General features: G+C 73.2%; 14 protein-coding genes. 1 reads left to right on the forward strand and 13 read right to left on the reverse strand.

Translation table 11 applies throughout. From position 1 onward, the window contains the following. Positions 1–122: 122 nt before the first annotated feature. Both K318_RS0100720 and glmS read right to left on the reverse strand, forming a co-directional pair. Positions 123–656, reverse strand: a complete 534-nt coding sequence (locus K318_RS0100720; RefSeq protein ID WP_029088045.1) for a holo-ACP synthase — start codon at positions 654–656, stop codon at positions 123–125. A gap of 137 nt (positions 657–793) precedes the next feature. Continuing rightward, the gene (gene glmS, locus K318_RS0100725; protein WP_029088046.1) at positions 794–2,668 is read right to left on the reverse strand and encodes a glutamine--fructose-6-phosphate transaminase (isomerizing); all 1,875 of its coding nucleotides are present in this window, start codon (positions 2,666–2,668) and stop codon (positions 794–796) included. A gap of 148 nt (positions 2,669–2,816) precedes the next feature. Between glmS and K318_RS18385 the strand changes: the two genes are divergently transcribed. Then, complete coding sequence (locus K318_RS18385; RefSeq protein WP_035280135.1) at positions 2,817–3,098, forward strand: acylphosphatase; 282 nt, start codon at positions 2,817–2,819, stop codon at positions 3,096–3,098. Between the two features lie 92 nt (positions 3,099–3,190). On the opposite strand, the gene K318_RS0100735 is transcribed toward K318_RS18385, so the two are convergent. The 11 genes from K318_RS0100735 to K318_RS0100785 all read right to left on the reverse strand — a co-directional run bounded on the left by K318_RS0100735 (position 3,191) and on the right by K318_RS0100785 (position 16,032). Further along, positions 3,191–4,594: an MFS transporter gene (locus tag K318_RS0100735; RefSeq protein WP_029088047.1), complete on the reverse strand. Its 1,404-nt coding sequence runs from the start codon at positions 4,592–4,594 to the stop codon at positions 3,191–3,193. A 249-nt stretch (positions 4,595–4,843) separates the two neighbouring features. Continuing rightward, positions 4,844–5,701, reverse strand: coding sequence for an inositol monophosphatase family protein (locus K318_RS0100740; RefSeq protein ID WP_029088048.1), 858 nt, complete (start codon positions 5,699–5,701; stop codon positions 4,844–4,846). Continuing rightward, positions 5,698–7,101 carry an alpha-D-ribose 1-methylphosphonate 5-triphosphate diphosphatase gene (locus K318_RS18390; RefSeq protein ID WP_084499462.1) on the reverse strand — a complete coding sequence of 468 codons (1,404 nt, stop codon included), beginning with the start codon at positions 7,099–7,101 and terminating at the stop codon, positions 5,698–5,700. The genes K318_RS0100740 and K318_RS18390 overlap by 4 nt, the downstream gene beginning before the upstream one ends. Beyond that, positions 7,098–7,880, reverse strand: a complete 783-nt coding sequence (locus K318_RS0100750) for an ATP-binding cassette domain-containing protein (RefSeq protein ID WP_029088049.1) — start codon at positions 7,878–7,880, stop codon at positions 7,098–7,100. Before K318_RS0100750 ends, K318_RS18390 begins: the two co-directional genes overlap by 4 nt. A gap of 2 nt (positions 7,881–7,882) precedes the next feature. After that, positions 7,883–9,685 carry an alpha-D-ribose 1-methylphosphonate 5-phosphate C-P-lyase PhnJ gene (locus K318_RS23265; RefSeq protein WP_029088050.1) on the reverse strand — a complete coding sequence of 601 codons (1,803 nt, stop codon included), beginning with the start codon at positions 9,683–9,685 and terminating at the stop codon, positions 7,883–7,885. Next, the gene (locus tag K318_RS18400) at positions 9,682–10,881 is read right to left on the reverse strand and encodes a carbon-phosphorus lyase complex subunit PhnI (RefSeq protein WP_084499464.1); all 1,200 of its coding nucleotides are present in this window, start codon (positions 10,879–10,881) and stop codon (positions 9,682–9,684) included. Before K318_RS18400 ends, K318_RS23265 begins: the two co-directional genes overlap by 4 nt. Then, entirely contained in the window at positions 10,863–11,732 is an 870-nt protein-coding gene (locus tag K318_RS0100765) for a phosphonate C-P lyase system protein PhnH (protein ID WP_029088051.1), read from the reverse strand. The genes K318_RS18400 and K318_RS0100765 overlap by 19 nt, the downstream gene beginning before the upstream one ends. Beyond that, on the reverse strand, positions 11,729–12,166 hold the full coding sequence (locus tag K318_RS0100770; protein ID WP_029088052.1) for a phosphonate C-P lyase system protein PhnG: 438 nt from the start codon (positions 12,164–12,166) through the stop codon (positions 11,729–11,731). Before K318_RS0100770 ends, K318_RS0100765 begins: the two co-directional genes overlap by 4 nt. Positions 12,167–12,368: 202 nt before the next feature. Beyond that, positions 12,369–14,129, reverse strand: coding sequence for a phosphonate ABC transporter, permease protein PhnE (gene phnE, locus K318_RS0100775; protein ID WP_084499465.1), 1,761 nt, complete (start codon positions 14,127–14,129; stop codon positions 12,369–12,371). Position 14,130: 1 nt separating this feature from the next. After that, complete coding sequence (phnC, locus tag K318_RS18405; protein ID WP_084499466.1) at positions 14,131–15,003, reverse strand: phosphonate ABC transporter ATP-binding protein; 873 nt, start codon at positions 15,001–15,003, stop codon at positions 14,131–14,133. Between the two features lie 78 nt (positions 15,004–15,081). Beyond that, entirely contained in the window at positions 15,082–16,032 is a 951-nt protein-coding gene (locus K318_RS0100785; protein ID WP_029088054.1) for a phosphate/phosphite/phosphonate ABC transporter substrate-binding protein, read from the reverse strand. Positions 16,033–16,131 lie beyond the last annotated feature (99 nt).

The raw sequence follows: 16,131 nt of genomic DNA on the forward strand, positions 1-16,131 counted from the left end.
AGGTTTTGACGGTGTGGGCACCGCGCAGGGTGCCCACACCGTAGAAGCCTCCCAGAGGACGAGACAGGTGCTCGAATCCGCTGGGCGCTCGGCTCAGGTGCGTGTTCAGTCGAGGCGGGTGCTCAGTCCTCGCGCCGGGCGGCCTCGCGTTCGGCTCGGCGCGCCTCCCGGGAGGCGCGCGCCCGCTCGCGGAAGGCCGCCAGCTCGGCCAGCGCCTCGGGCGAGCCCGGCAGCAGCGGTGCGGGCTGGTCCACCGGCGGGATGAGCGCGGCGGCGGCCTCGACGCTGCCCTCCACGACCACGAAGGTGACGGTGCGACCGCCGTCGTGCGTGATGGACAGGTGCACGCGCTCGCCGCCCTTCTTCCGGAAGTGCTCGAGCACCCAGCCGGTGAGCCGGAAGCTGGGGGCCCCGGAGAACGCGGAGACCACCTCGGCCTCGTGCCAGGGGATGATCTGCGGCAGCTGCAGGGCCTTGACCAGCGCCTCTTTCGCGGAGAAGCGCGCGGCCAGCGATTCCGCGGAGCGCCGCCTGCCGTTCTTCCGCAGCTGTTCGGCCGGCGTCAGCAGCCGGTCCAGCAGCTCCGGGACGCGCTCGATGTGCTCGGCGAAGCGCGGCACGTCCGCGATGTCGACACCCACGCCGATGATGGCCACCGTGTCTCCTCCGTTTCTGCCCCGGATGCCGGTTCAGGGGCCGTTCCCTCGCCGCGCGAGCGCTCGCGCGGCGAGGAGAGGACCCCTCCGGCTGCGGCGGGCCGGCCCCCGGATGCACCCGAGGACCGGCCCGAATGTCACTCCACGGTGACGGACTTGGCCAGGTTGCGCGGCTGGTCCACGTCCAGCCCCTTCGCGGTGGCGAGCTCCATCGCGAAGATCTGCAGCGGCACGGTGGTGAGCAGCGGCGCCAGCAGCGTCGAGGTCTGCGGCACGGCGAACACCTCCGAGGCGTAGTCCTCGACGTCCGCATCGCCCTCCTCGGCGATGACGACCGTGTTGGCGCCGCGGGCCCGGACCTCCTGGATGTTGGAGATGACCTTGGCGTGCAGGGAGTCGCGGCCGTGCTTGGACGGCACGATGATGAACACCATCTGGCCGGAGTCGATGAGCGCGATGGGCCCGTGCTTGAGCTCGCCGGCCGCGAAGCCCTCCGCGTGGATGTAGGCGAGCTCCTTGAGCTTGAGCGCACCCTCCATCGCCACGGGGTAGCCCACGTGGCGGCCGAGGAACAGCACCGACTGCTCGTCCTGGTGCTCGCGTGCGAACTCGCCCACGCGCGGTTTGATCTCGGTGAGGATCCGCTCGATCTTGCCCGGGATCGTCTGCAGCTCGCTGAGGATCACCTGGATCTCGTCGCGGTACTTGTTCCCGCGCAGCTGTGCGAGGTAGAGCCCCAGCAGGTAGCAGGCCACGACCTGGGACAGGAAGGCCTTGGTCGAGGCGACGGCGATCTCCGGCCCGGCGTGCGTGTAGAGGACGCCGTCGGACTCGCGCGGGATCGTCGAGCCGTAGGTGTTGCAGATCGCGATGACCTTGGCACCCTGTTCGCGTGCGTGGCGCACCGCCATGAGGGTGTCCATCGTCTCGCCGGACTGCGAGATCGCGACGATGAGCGTCTTCTCGTCGACCACGGGATCCCGGTAGCGGAACTCGTGCGCGAGCTCGACCTCGGTGGGGATGCGGCACCAGTGCTCGATCGCGTACCGGGCGACCTGGCCGGCATAGGCGGCGGTGCCGCAGGCGATGACCACGATCTTGTCGACGGACTTCAGCAGCGACTCGTCGATGTTCATCTCGTTCAGCTGCAGGTTGCCGTCCAGGTCGAACCGGCCCAGGAGAGTGTCCGCCACGGCCTGCGGCTGATCGTGGATCTCCTTGTCCATGAAGGAGGCGAAGCCGCCCTTCTCCGCGGTCGCCGGGTCCCAGTCGACCTCGAAGGGCTCACCGGCGACGGGCGCGCCCGCGGCGTCGACGATCGTCACGCTGTCAGGGGTGATCGTGACGATCTGGTTCTGCCCGATCTCCACGGCCCTGCGCGTGTGGTCGATGAACGCCGCGACATCCGAGCCGAGGAAGTTCTCGCCCTCGCCCAGTCCGATGACGAGCGGCGAGTTCAGCCGGGAGGCGACGACGGTGCCCGGATCGTCCGCGTGCACCGCCAGGAGGGTGAAGGCGCCCTCGAGCTGGCCCACCGTCACGCGCATCGCCTCGGTCATGTCGCCGGTGGCGCGGTAGTTCTTTGCGAGCTGGTGCGCGGCGACCTCGGTGTCCGTCTCCGAGGCGAACTCGACCCCGTCGGCGACGAGCTCAGCCTTGAGCTGCGCGAAGTTCTCGATGATGCCGTTGTGGATGAGGGCGAGGCGGCCGTCGTCGGCCAGATGCGGGTGGGCGTTGCCGTCCGTGGGACCGCCGTGCGTGGCCCACCGCGTGTGGCCGATGCCCGTCTGCGCGACCGGCAGCGGGTTCGCGGCGAGCGAGTCCGCGAGATTGGCGAGCTTCCCGGCGCGCTTGTCCGAGGCGAGCTCGCCCTCGGCCGTCACGACGGCGATGCCGGCGGAGTCGTATCCGCGGTACTCGAGCCTGCCGAGGCCCTGCATCAGGACGTCAGTGGCGAGGTGATCGGCCTGAGCAGGGTCGACCGAGGAGACATATCCGACGATTCCACACATGCGGCCCATGCTAACCGCTGGGTCCGCCCCGCCGCTTGCGAACGTGTGCGGAGTCTCACCGCCGTGTCACAGAGCACTGTTCCGCGTGAGAGCATGGAACCACGGAGGCACAGCTCCGTACCTCGCCCGTCCTGTGAGGAGGCGTCCCATGTTCGAGAAGAAGCGCATACGCATCCACGGCATCGTGCAGGGAGTGGGCTTCCGCGCCGCCGCCGTCCGTCAGGCTCGCGAACTGGGGGTGACCGGCTGGATCGCCAATGCGCCGGACGGGAGCGTCGAGGCGGAGATCGCCGGCGCGCCCGAGGCCCTCGAGGCGATGCTCGGCCGGCTGCGGCACGGCCCGGAGGGCGCGCGGGTCGACAGCCTCCGGATCGTCGACGACGCCACCCTGGCGACGCCGCCGGAGGACGCGGACTTCCGGATCGTGTGACCGACGGGCTCGCCCCCGCGACATGCGCGCCAGGCTCTGCCTTCCTGCCGGCTGGCCGTTCCGGCCGCCTCGGCCCGCGCGCTCTCCGCCCCTCAGCGCTCCACGCGGTAGCGGTGGAAGGCCGGGACGAGGGCGCAGGCGATGACCACTCCCACGATGACGAGCAGGCCTCCGCCGGAGGTCGCCCACGCGGTCCCCACTCCCTCGGCCGCCCAGCCGTGCACGATGTCCGCGAGCCGGGGCCCTCCGGCCACCACGACGATGAACACGCCCTGGAGCCTGCCGCGCACCTCATCGCTCGCGGCCTCCTGGAGCATGGTGGTGCGGAACGCCGCCGAGGCCATGTCGGCGGCCCCGCCCACCACCAGCATGAGCAGCGCGAGGACGAGGAAGACGAGCACCCAGCCCGTGAGCAGCTCTCCCCCGTCCGGACCCAGTGCCTGACCGGCCGGACCCAGTGCCGCCGCAGCACCGCCGGGGGCAGCGGCGCCCGAGGCGGCCTCGGCGGCGGCTGCCTGCCCCGCACCCGGCACACCGGCGCCTTCCCGGGCACGCTGGGCGAGGCCCACCGCGAGGCCGAAGAAGACGACGGCCGCTCCCCACACGATGATCGCGTTGACGACCGCGAGCCCCTGCCTGCGCACCCGCGAGACCCAGCCGGAGAACACGCCGCCGAGCACCGTGCCCGCGGGGATCGCGGCAAAGAGGAGGGCGTAGACGATGCCGCCCTCGACGGGCCCGCCGAAGCCCTCGTGCGCGATCTGCGGGAACAGGATGCGCGGCATCCCGAAGACCATCGCGATGAGGTCCACGACGAAGCTCATGAGCAGGACGTGGTGCGCGCCCAGGTAGCGGAAGCCGTCGATGACGCTGCGCAGGCCCGGGCTGCCGATCGCGTTGTCCGGCACGAGCGAGGGCAGGCGCACCACGGCATAGAGCGTCGCGAAGAGGAACAGGGTGTCCGCGAGGTAGAGCCAGGCGAAGCCCATCACGGGGATGAGCGCACCGCCCACCAGCGGGCCGACGATCGCCCCGGCCATCACCACGGTCATGGTGAGCGAGGTGGCCGCCGGCAGCAGGCGCATGGGCACGATCTTGGGCAGAATCGCGGTGCGCACGGGCTGGTTGAGCCCGAAGAACGCCTGCTGCAGGGCGAAGATCGCCAGAAGCAGCCACACGTTCCGCAGATCGAGCGCGGCCTGCAGCCAGAACAGTGCGGCGGTGGTGATGAGGCCGCCGGTCGTGAGCATGAGCAGCTTCCGGCGGTCCATCGCATCGGCCATCGCACCGCCCCACAGGCCGAAGATCACCAGCGGCACCAGGCCGAACACGCCGGTCAGCCCCACCATCGCCGAGGACTCCGTGATCGAGTAGATCTGCGCGGGGACCGCGACGACGGTCAGCTGCGCGCCGATCGCGGTGATGATGTTCGCGATCCACAGCCTGCGGAAGTGCCCGTACTGCAGCGGCCGGGTGTCCGCGAACAGCGAGCGCAGGGAGAAGCGGCGGAGGCCGCGTACCCGCTTCTCGCGGGGAGGGTCGTCGGAGGGGGCGTCATCGGGGCGCTCGTCATCGAGCGGGTCCGGCTCGTCCGGCGGGAGGGCGGTCACAGTGCGATCACACCGTGATTGTGCCAGAGTCCCTCGCAACATCACGGACTTCGAGCACACCGGGGCCCGTCTGCTCGCCCCCTGGACCGCGCACTGAGCTGATCCCACCCGGAGCATCCCCCAGGCGCCCGGCGCTCACCCGCGGATGACGACGGCGAGCTCCTCGGCCAGCTCCTCCGTGGCCGCGATGACCCCGGACCAGCGGCGGGTGAGATCGGTGTCGAACTCGAGGGGCGCTCCGAAGGCGTCGATGACGGCCCCGCCGGCCGCCGGGACGATGAGCGAGGCCGCCGCGAGGTCTACGAGCCGGTGGGTCTGCGAGCCGGGATCGGCGAAGGCGTCGATGGCGCCCGAGGCCACGAGCATCGATTCGAGGCATGTCGTCGAGAGCACCCGCACCCGGGCGCACGCCTCGCTCACGCGGATCCAAGCCGCCGTCGAGTCCCCGTCGGCGTGCCGTTTGGGCCGCAGCAGGTCCACCGCCGCAGTGCGCAGCGACCGCGCGCCCGAGGCGAGCACGGGTGCTGCTCCCCCTGCGGTCCGCAGGCCCTCTCCGTCCCGCCGCGCCCACTGCGTCCAGCCGTTCTCCAGCCACAGATTCAGCGCCTCGACCGCCCGGCCGTCCACGTACAGCGCCGCGGAGAAGCACGACAGCGGCACGCCGGCGACCGCGTTCGCGGAGCCGTCGAGCGGGTCGATGACGAGGGTCGCGGCGTGCCCGCCGTCGATGAAGCCGTGCTCCTCGCTCAGCACGTTCACGCCGTGCGCACCCGCCGTCTCGATGATCGCGGCCTCGACCGCATCGTCGAGCCGGAAGGTGTCCGTGCCGTCCGCGCCGACCCGCACGATCTCGGCGAGCTCGCTGCGCTCGAACTGCGCCCAGCTCTGCGCCAGGGCGTCCGAGGCCGCCCGCGCCGTCTCCGTCAGCACCCGTGAGACCCCCTGCGGCAGCCGGGGCGGCGGCACCGGCAGCGGGACGAGCCCGCCGCTCATGCCCCGGCCTCGGCGGTCTCGGCAGCGTCCGTCCCGGTGCCGGCCGACAGCAGCGTGCCCGCGACCCGCGGCCATGCGCCGAGGCGGTCGTCGACGAGCGCGAAGTCCGCCCGCAGCCCCTCCTCCAGCCGCCCGCGGTCATGCAGTCCGGCCACCCGTGCAGGCCCCTCCGTGATGAGCCGGAGGGCTTGCGGCAGATCCAGCACACCTCCCCTCACGAGCACGTGCACGCCCGCGAGCAGGGTGGTGGGCATGTAGTCGGAGGCCAGCGCATCGACCAGGCCGGCGGCCACGAGCTCGCGGACGGAGACGTTGCCGGAGTGCGACTGCCCGCGCACGGCATTGGGCCCGCCGGCCACGATCGGCATCCCCAGCTCCCGCGCCCGCACCGCGGCCTCGAGTGTCGTGGGGAACTCGGCGACGGCCCCGCCGCGCGCGTGCAGGGCCTCGACGGCCGCGGCGGAGTCCGGGTCGTGGCCGAGCAGGCGGATGCGGCCGGCGGCGGCCAGCTCCCCGAGCCAGGCGAAGTTCGCCTCGCGCACCGCCGCCTTCTCCCGGCCCTCGCGTTCGAGCCGCACCAGGCGCTCATCGGCCTCGGCCTCGGTCATGCCGTCGGCGGAGATGAGGTAGTCCCGCATGTAGGCGGGGTCCGCGTACTGGCCCTGGCCGGGCGTGTGGTCCTCGTGCGAGACGAGCAGCACGGCGCCCGCGGGCCGGCTTCCGAGCCGCTCGCGCAGCGCCGCCGCGCCCTCCTCGGAGAGGATGTCGAGGCGGTGCAGGACGCGGTGGTCCATCCGGTCCGAGGCGATCCCGTCCACCACCGCGCAGGTCCTCAGCGCAGACCGCACGGAGCGGGCGTTGCCGCGGGCGACCTGGTGCTGGAAGCCCGCACCGTGGAACATCGTCGTGATGCCGGCGCCGGCGGCCCGCCCCTCGAACGAGGCGAGTGCGAACTCCGCGGGCATCTCCGCATTGGGGCGCGGGCGCTGCTCCTTCTCCAGCGCGTCCGAGTGCACGTCGATGAAGCCCGGGGCGAGCAGCAGCCCGCGGCCGTCCACGACGATCCGCTCGCCGCCGGAGGAGGCCCCGCCGGTCGCGATGCTCCGGGAGCCGCGGGCGCGGACCGCGGCGATGCGGCCGTCGCGGACCACCGCCTCGGCATCGTCGAGGATGCGGTCGGCGAGCACGGCGCGCACATGGCGGATCGTGTAGTCGGCCGGGGGCCTGCCGAGGGTCCAGGCCGCCGGGGAGGCTCCCGCCGAGGCCCGGGCCGGAGCGGCCTGCGGGCCGGCCGCGGACGGGGCTTCCCGCCCCGCTCCCTCGTGGCAGTCCCCCACCCTCAGGTCCTCGTGCAGGTCAGCGGCGCGCTGCCGGCCGAGCTCGGTCTGCGAAACGGTCATGCGTAGGCCTCCTTGAGTGCGCTGTGGTCTGCTGAGAGCACGGATTCGGCGCTCGCATCGTCGACGACCCGGCCGTGCTCCATGACGACGACCCGGTCGGCGAGGCGCCGGATGATGGACATCGAGTGGTAGACGGCGAGCACGGCGACGTCGCGCGCCGTGAGCTCCTCGATGAGGGCGAGCGCCCGCTCCCGGTTGGCCGGGTCGAGTGCGGACACGGGCTCGTCGAGGAGCAGCAGGCGCGGGGGCGACACGATCCCGGCCGCGAGGTTGATGCGCTGGCGCTCGCCGCCGGAGAGGACCGCGCAGTCGATGTCGAACAGCTCCTCGGCGATGCCGAGACCGCGCAGGGCCGCGACCGCGCGCTCGTCCGCCTCCACGGCCGGCATCCCGCGCCGCAGCGCGGCCTCCCGCACATGGGCGCGCGGGCCGGTGCGGGGCCGGGCCTGCAGGAACTGGGAGACGTAGCCGATCTCCCGGCCGCGCAGGCGGGCCATCGCCCTGTCGCCCAGCGCGGTGAGCTCGACGGGGGCCGGGGGCAGGCCGGTGCCGGCCGCCGTGTCGAGCACGACGGTCCCGGAATCGGGCAGGTAGGTGCGGCAGATGCACCGCAGCAGGCTCGATTTGCCCGCGCCCGAGGAGCCGGCGAGGGCGACGTGCTCGCCGGGGGCGACATCGAGGCCCACCCGTTCGAGCGAAACGACGCGGCGCCCGCCCACGGAGTGCATCGTGAAGGTCTTGGACAGCTCGCGCACGGCGAGGATCGGTCCGGTGGTCATCCTCATCCCCTCGCTGCGGCGACGAGCCGCTGGGTGTAGGGCCGGTGCGGGTCGGCGAACAGCTGGTCGGTCAGGCCGGCCTCGATGACCTCGCCGCGGTGCATGACGACGGCGCGGTCGGTGAGCGCATCGATGACGGAGAAGTCGTGGGAGACGACGACCACGGCGATGCTGCGCTCGGCGATGAGCTCGCGCAGCAGATCGAGCACTCCGGCCGCCACCGAGGCGTCGAGCCCCGTGGTCGGCTCGTCGAGCAGGAGCACCTGGGGATCGGTCGCGAGCGCCTTCGCGATCTGGACGCGCTGGCGCATGCCGCCGGAGAACTGCCCCACGACATCATCGATGCGGGCCAGCGGCACCTCGACGCGGTCGAGCAGGCGGGCTGCGGTGCGGCGGATCTCCCGGTAGGAGCGCACGCCCGCCGCCGTGAGCCGGTCGGCGATGTTGCCGCCCGCGGAGATGCCGAGGTCGAGCCCCGCGCTCGGGTCCTGGTAGACGACGGAGAGGGTGGAGATGCGCAGCCTCCTGCGCTCGGAGGGGCTGAGGCCGAGGATGTTCCTCGTGCCGGACTCGACCCCGCCGATCAGCACCTCGCCCTCGGCCCCGGCCTCGTCGCCGATGATGCACTTCATCACCGTCGACTTCCCGGAGCCGGACTCCCCGATCACGCCGAGCGCCTCGCCGGGGGCCACGTCGAAGGTCACGTCCCTGGCCGCGGTGACGGCGCTCGACCCCCTGCGGGCGGGATAGACCTTGGTCAGTCCGCTCACGGCCAGCGCCCATTCCTCCCCCGGGGCCGCGAGCGCGCCCGGGGTCTGCGCCCGGTCCTCCGCGTGCAGGGAGGCGGGATCGGAGAGGAACGACTCGTCGAGGGCGCGCACGCGCCGGGCGGGATCCGGCAGGAGGTGCAGCGGGGCGATCCGACGGTGCTCGGCCGCGTCGACGTCACCGGCCCTGACCCGGGCGCACCACTCGACATCGGAGCAGAGGAAGCCGCCCGCAGAGGTCTGGACGAGGAAGGTGTCGGCGGAGCCGCACAGGCCGCAGAAGCTGCCGGCGGTGTGCTCGACCTCGTACGGCACATCGTCGAAGGTCACCGGTTCCACCGGCGTGTGCGGCGGGACGGCGTAGATCTTCTTGTCCCGGCCGTGGGAGAGGATCGTGAGGTGCTCGGCACCGTCCAGCCGGGGGATGTCCCAGCGCGGGATGGGGCTGGGCGCCATGAGGTAGCGCCCGTTCACCATGACGGGGTAGCCCGCGCCCTGGTTGACGACCCCGCCGGTGACGAGGTCCTCGTACATGCTCACCCAGATGCGCGAGTAGTCGGCCTCGGCGTGCATCCGGTTGCATTCGAGGACGGACTTCTCCACCCCGCGCAGCGGCTCCGACTGCGGCACCTGGAGCACGAGCACCTGGTCACGACGCAGCCGGTCCTCGGGGATCCGGTGGCGGGACTGGACGATCGTGGCCTCGCGGGTGTCGGCGCTCGTCGCGCAGCCGGTGCTCCCCTGGATGAGACGGCGGAGGTTGACGGCGTTGACGCCCTCCTCGTCGCCCTGGTCGATCACCTTGACGGTGTCGGCCTCGGCGGCGAGCGAGAGCGTGGCCTGCAGCCCGCCGGAGCCCCAGCCGCGCGCGACGGGCACCTCGCGGGAGCCGAAGGGCACCTGGAATCCCGGCACGCACACGCCGGAGAGGACGGCCCGGCGGATCTCGCGGATCGCCTGCTCGTCGAGGACGGTGGGGCGGCTCGCCTCCAGCGCGGAGACCTCCGCATGGGCGAGCGCGGTGGCGGTCGTGGTCATCGGTCTGCTCCTTCCGGAACGGGTGCGGGGGCGGATTCCGGCGCCGAGGCGGGGGCGGGCGCCGCAGACCGGGGCGCCTCGGCGGCCTCGTCCCCGGGGACCGGCGCTCCGGCCGCCTCGTCACGGGCGGCCTCGGCGCGCTCCACCTGGGAGCGGAAGGTCACGTAGTGCGGCAGCTTGAGGTGCTCGAGGAAGCCGTTGGCCGCCAGCCCGTCGAGCGTGTGCATGACGGTCTGCTCGAGCTCCCGGCCCAGCGCGGTGCCGCGCGCCCGGTGGACGGCGGAGTCCATGCTGGCCATCGCGATCGCCTTGCGCTCGTTGTGTCCCAGCGCGAAGCCGTAGCCGGCCTCGAACTTCGAGGAGTCCTGGCCGCGCTGGTCGAGGTGGTCGATCGCCTCGCACTCGCTGGCCCGGATCGCGCCGACGACCACGGGGCGGCCCGTGAGCGGATGGACCACCCGCACGTCGTACTCGCCGTGGCGCACCTCGCCCAGGGTCACGGACTCGTCCGTGTGGCCGTCGGGCCCGCACACGCCGCGGTACCACTGGTTGACGAGCGCGCCGGTCTCCGCGATCGCCATCGCGCTCAGCAGGGCCGAGCGCTCGGCGGGGAGGCTGACGGGGGTGAGCGCGAGGTCGACGGGCTCGGGATCGCCGGGGTCCTCGCGCGCGGCGAGCAGGTCCCGCTCCGCGAGATACGAGGTGTAGCGCTGCGGGGCACGGTCCTCGTGGACCCGCGTGCTGGCGCCGGCCGTGTCACCGGCCAGCTGCTCCACCGCCGCGCCGAGCGGGTCGCCGGGGCCCGGGCCGCTCATGATCCGCGGGGAGTAGTCCACCGTCTCACCCAGCAGCTGGGGGCCGTCGGGGCTGCGGTGGGCGGAGACGACGCGGCGCAGCAGCCGCACCGAGTCCGGGTCGATCGGCACGGAGAAGGCCAGCCGCGGAAGCGTGGAGCGGTGCGCGCGCAGCAGGTGGACGGCCTCGGCGGTGTCCCCGCCGGCCTGGACGAAGGCGCGTGCGGCCAGCTCCGGGTCCCACAGCGCCCCCTCGCCCATGATCTGGTCGAGGATCTCGCCGAAGGCCGCGGCCACCGTCTCCGGATCGAGGGGCGGAACGGAGGCCCGGCGCTGCCGCAGCAGCTCCTCCGCGGCCAGGATCGCGGAGGTGCCTCCCTTGTTCACTCCTGCGTAGCCCATGCGGACTCCTCTCCTGTGGTGGGGGCCGGCTCGGGCGCGTCCGCGGCGGCGGATGGTGCCGGAGCGGCAGGGGCTCCTGCGCGCACCGGTGCGAGTGCGGTGGTGCGCGGCAGGCCGAGGAGGGTGCCGCCGGGCGCCACGCAGAGCACATCGACCCCGGTCGGGAAGCCTGCCGTGACGGCTGCCCTGGCGGCGCGGAACCCCTCGCCCGGGCCCATGACCGCGACCCGGGCCGCACCGTCCACACCGGGGCCGGTCAGCTCCCAGACCTCCTCGGCGGCGGTGCCCGGAGCTTGGGCCTCAGCTGGCGCTTGGACAGCGACCTGCGCCGGCGCCTCGTCCGGCCCGCATGCACGCAGGCCGGCGACGGCCAGGACGATGAGCGCTCCGTGATGGGGCGCCTCGGGCGTGCCGGGGTGCACGCGGCCGAGCAGCGCGGCCGCGACACCGTCGTCCGGCGCCCCCTCGCCGCCCGCGAGCACGATGCGCGCCGCGGCCGGCTCCGCGGGGCGGGCGCCGGTGACGCGCGCGAGCTCCGCGGTCGCCTCCGCATCGTCCCGCCCGGCGGAGTCCACCGCGGCCACGCTCACCATGAGATCGGCGAGCGCGAGGACCGGCAGGAGCACCGGGTGCCGAGCTGTCTGCGGCGGGCCGGTCTGCGGCAGGGCCGCGAGGCGGCCGGGATGGGCGAGCGCGGTGAGGCAGGCGCGGAAGACGGCGGTCGCCTCGGCGGTGCCGAGCTCGGCAGCACCGGGAGTGCCGGGCTCCGCGGCACCGTGAGCTGCGCGGGGAGCGGCGGCGAGCCGGCCGGTGACCGGGCCGGCTCCGGCCGGAGCGGGGTGCGGCATCATGCGACCTCCTCGAACTCGACGATGGTGGGGGCGAGCTTCGCCCAGGTCCGAGCGCGCTCGCGCCGCTGCCGCTCGTCCACCTCGGTCAGCAGGGAGCCGATCGCCTCGCTGAGCACACCCTCGGCGGCGAGCTCCGCATCGAGCACGGCCTGCGCGAGGACGGCCTCCGTCTCCCGGCCCAGGCGCATGGCCCAGCCCGAGGTGCCGTCGAGCCGCACCTCGGCGACGGCGGCGACCACATCGCCGAGGATGAAGCGGCGGCGCTCGAGCGGCTCGCGCACCTGGGCGACGATGGTGCCGACGCGCGGGGCGCGAACGACGGAGAACTCCGCGGCCGCGGCGATGGCCCTGTCCGCGAGAGGGGTGAGGAGCTCAGGAGGCACGGCGGCGAGGAGCCGACCCCATTCCTCACGGGTGCGTGCGGGTGCTGTCATGACGGCCTTTCTGCGTGTCTGCCTGCGGTCTCGGCGGTGCCTGCGGTCTCAGCGGCAGGTGCAGGGCCCATACCACCAGCCGCCTCCCATCCCGCCGCCAACGGAGGCGGGGCACCGGCTGAACCTCCGGGGAACGAGGCAGAACCGGGCGACCCGGATGAACCGCGGGTGAACGACCCGGAGCTCCGCCGCCCGCCGCCCCTCACCGCAGGACGGAGCGCACCCATACGGACAGCCCCTCGACGAGCAGCACGAGGGCGAGGACCATGAGGATGAGGTACGTGACGACGTCGAACTGGAGGACGCGCGCGGCGTTCATGAGGGAGAAGCCGATCCCGCCCGCGCCCACGATGCCCAGCAGCGTCGCCGCCCGGATGTTCGTGTCGAACTGGTAGAGGACGTGGGCGAGGAACGCCGGCGTCGCCTGCCGCACGGTCGCGGAGCAGAACACCTGCAGGCGGCTGGCGCCGCTCGCACGCAGCGCCTCCTGCGGTCCCGGGTCCGTCTCCTCCAGCGAATCGGCGATGAGCTTGGACAGCAGGCCGATCGAGCCGACCGCCAGGGCGAACGTGCCCGCCACCGGCCCCAGGCCCGTGATGACGATGAACACGATGGCGAGGATGAGGTCCGGGATCGCGCGGATCGCCACGATCACGGTGCGGAAGAAGCCGGAGACCGCGGCATTGGGCACCACATTGGACGCCGCGAGCACACCGATCGGGATCGCGAGGACGCAGCCCAGCAGGGTCGCCGCGAGCCCGATCTGCACCGTGACGAGGAGGCCTTCGAGGAGGGTCCCGAGCATGCCGCCGTCGCTGGGCGGGAAGAACAGGGCCAGGGTCGCGGGCAGCTCCCGCAGGCCGGCGAGGAACGAGGTCGCGCTCAGCTCCGTCGCGACCGCCGAGGCCGCGGTGAGCGCCAGCAGGATCACGAGCATGAGGACCCGGCTGATGCGCTCGGCCGACCACGCCGGAGCCACCCGGATCGCACCGCCGGCGGTGCGCTGCGGGGCATGCGTGATGCGGGGATCGCCCGGGGCGCCGCCTCGGGCGCGGCTCTCCCCTGCCGTCCGCGCGGCGCGGAGACGGCGGGCGAGCATCCCGTACAGGCCGGGGTTCCGGGCTCCGCTGGGGGCCAGCAGCCGTGCCCGCAGGCCGCCGGAGACCAGCTCGACCACGATGCAGAGGACGAGGACGACGACGGCCCAGGCCATCCCCCTGTCGTAGTTCATGGTCCGCATCGAATCGGAGATCTCCTGGCCGACCCCCGCGACCCCCACGTATCCGAGGATCACCGAGGTGCGCAGGTTGATGTCGAACCTGTGCAGCGCCGTCGCGATGATCTGCGGGAGGACCTGCGGGAGCACCGCGGTCACGACGGCCTGGCCGCGGCTGCCGCCGGAGGCCCGGATCGCCTCGGCAGGGCCGCGGTCGATCGATTCGATCGCGTCCGCGTACAGCTTCGCCACCATGCCGATGGAGTGCAGGCCCATCGCGAGGATGCCCGGCAGCGCGCCGAGGCCGAAGACGCGGAAGAAGACGATGGCCAGCACGAGGTCAGGGATCGCGCGCATCGCGACGATGACGCCGCGGGAGAGAGTGCGCGCACCGGGACCGCTCGTCGTGTTGCCCGCGGCGAGGACCGCCAGCGGGAGGCCCGCGAGCACCGAGAGCAGGGTCGCGAGGAAGACGATCGCCAGGGTGATGAGCGTCATCCGCACGATATCGCCCGGGGAGGGCCAGTCCAGCGGGAAGACCCGTTCGACGAACGCGACGGCGTTGTGCACCGAGTCGATGAGCGTGGCGATGTTGATCCGCAGGTCGAGGACGGACCACACCGCCGCCGCGAGCAGTGCGAGGAGCAGCGCGGTCGCGAGCACGCGGCGCGGCTGCGGGGCCGGGCGCCGGGGCACCGCGAAGGTGCTGTGCCCCTCGCGGTGGGGCAGGGTGAGCGTGCCGGCCACCTCAGGCCTCCCTCGCGAGCGCCGCGTCCGCGGCCCGGACGCCGGCACCCTCGCCCGCGTCACCCGCGGCCGCGACGGTGTCGTAGATCGAGTACGCCTCGGCGCGGCTGAGCCCCGCCGTCTCCGTGTCCAGCACCACCCGGCCCGCGCGCAGGCCCACGATCCGGTCCGCGAAGCCCAGGGCGATCTCCACCTGGTGCAGGCTGCACACCACCGTGAGGTCCTCCTCGCGGGCGATGCGGCCCAGGAGGTCGATGACGGAGGCCGAGGAGACGGGGTCGAGGGATGCCACGGGCTCATCGGCCAGCAGCACGGCGGGGTGCTGGATGAGGGCGCGCGCGATCGCCACGCGCTGCTTCTGGCCGCCGGAGAGCGCATCGGCGCGGACGAAGGCCTTGTCGGCCAGGCCCACGCGGGCCAGCTGCTCCATCGCCTCCTGGCGGACGGTGCGCGGGTACATGAACAGCCCCATCCGCGGACCGGTGAGCGAGCCCAGCCGGCCGCTGCACACGTTCTCCAGCACGGACATGGGGCCGACGAGGTTGAAGTGCTGGAACACCATCGAGACGGACCTGCGCAGGCCCTTGAGGGAGTGGTCGCGCGCGCCGTCCACGCGCGTGCCCAGGGTGGTCACCGCGCCCGAGGTGGGCTGCTGGAGGCCGTTGATGTGCCGCAGCAGGGTGGACTTGCCGGAGCCGGAGAGCCCGAGCAGGACCGTGATCCTGCCGGCGGCGAACTCCGCGCTCACATCGTCGAGGGCGAGGGTGTCGCGGCCGAAGCGCTTCGTCACGCCCTCGAAGCGGATGGCGGGCGGCTCGGCGACGAGGTGGGGTGCGGTGCGGCCGGCGGGGACCGTCTCGTGTGCGCTGGTCATGGGATGCTCCAAACGGGTCTGCGGCGGAAGGGGGGCGGGGCACGGCGCTCCGGGCCCCGCTCTCGGCGTGCTGGTTGCTCAGCTCACGCAGGACTCGGACTCGGTGACCTCGCACACGCTGCGGACACCGTCGTAGTAGTCGTCCTCGGCCGGTGCGTAGCCCCAGGACTCCTCGGGGAGCACGCAGCTCTCCTCGTCGTCGCAGATGCCGGCCTCCACGAGCGCCGGGACGTTGATCCGCGTCTCGAAGAGCTCCGCGAGCTGCGTCCGCAGCTCCTCGTCGAGGGTGTCGCTCGCGACCACGGGCGAGCCGGCGATGACCTCGGACTCCCAGACCTTCACGAGGTCTCCCCCGGCGAGCTGGCCCGAATCCGGCAGGGTGGTGTCGACCATCGACTCCATCGCGAAGCCCGCATCGCAGGTGCCGTCGGCCACCGCGAGCGCCGAGGCGTCGTGGCCGCCCGCGAAGGTGGCCTCGATGTCGGCCTCGGGGTCGATGCCGGCCTCGATGAGGCCCGCGCTCGGGTAGAGGTAGCCGGAGGTGGAGGTGGGATCGACGAAGCAGACGTTCTTGCCCGCGTAGTCCTCGAGCGAGGTGATGTCCGAGCCCTCGGGGACGATGCCGTAGGACTTGTAGCCCGGCTCCGCGCCCTCCTCCTCGATCGCGACGCCGAGGATGTCCGAGCCCACCCCGGAGTCAACGGCGCTCGTGTAGGAGAAGGGGCCGTAGGCGGCGAGCTGGACCTGGCCGGCGCGCTGGGCCTCGATGACGGCGGCGTAGTCGGTGGCGTTCTGCATCTCCACCTCCTTGCCCGTCTCGGCCTCGATCGCGGCGATGACGTGCTCGTACTGCTGCTCGATGCTGGTCGACTCCTCGGAGGGGACGGCGGCGAGGACGAGGGTGTCGGGATTCCCGCCCTCCGAACCGCCGGCGCCCGCTCCGGCGGCCGACTCGCCGCAGGCGGAGAGGGCGAGCACGGCGGCGGTGGAGAGGGCGGTGAGCGCGGCGGAGCGGCTGCGAATGCGCATGGGAGGAGGGTCCTTTCACAGGAGCGGGTGCAGTGTGGGGCGGAGGGCGGCCCGGCAGCGGGACGGGTCCCGGCGGACGCGCTCCCTCCTGGGAGTGTG

The sequence above is a fragment of the Brevibacterium album DSM 18261 genome, from assembly GCF_000426445.1.
In the GTDB taxonomy this organism is placed as follows: Bacteria; Actinomycetota; Actinomycetes; order Actinomycetales; family Brevibacteriaceae; genus Brevibacterium; species Brevibacterium album.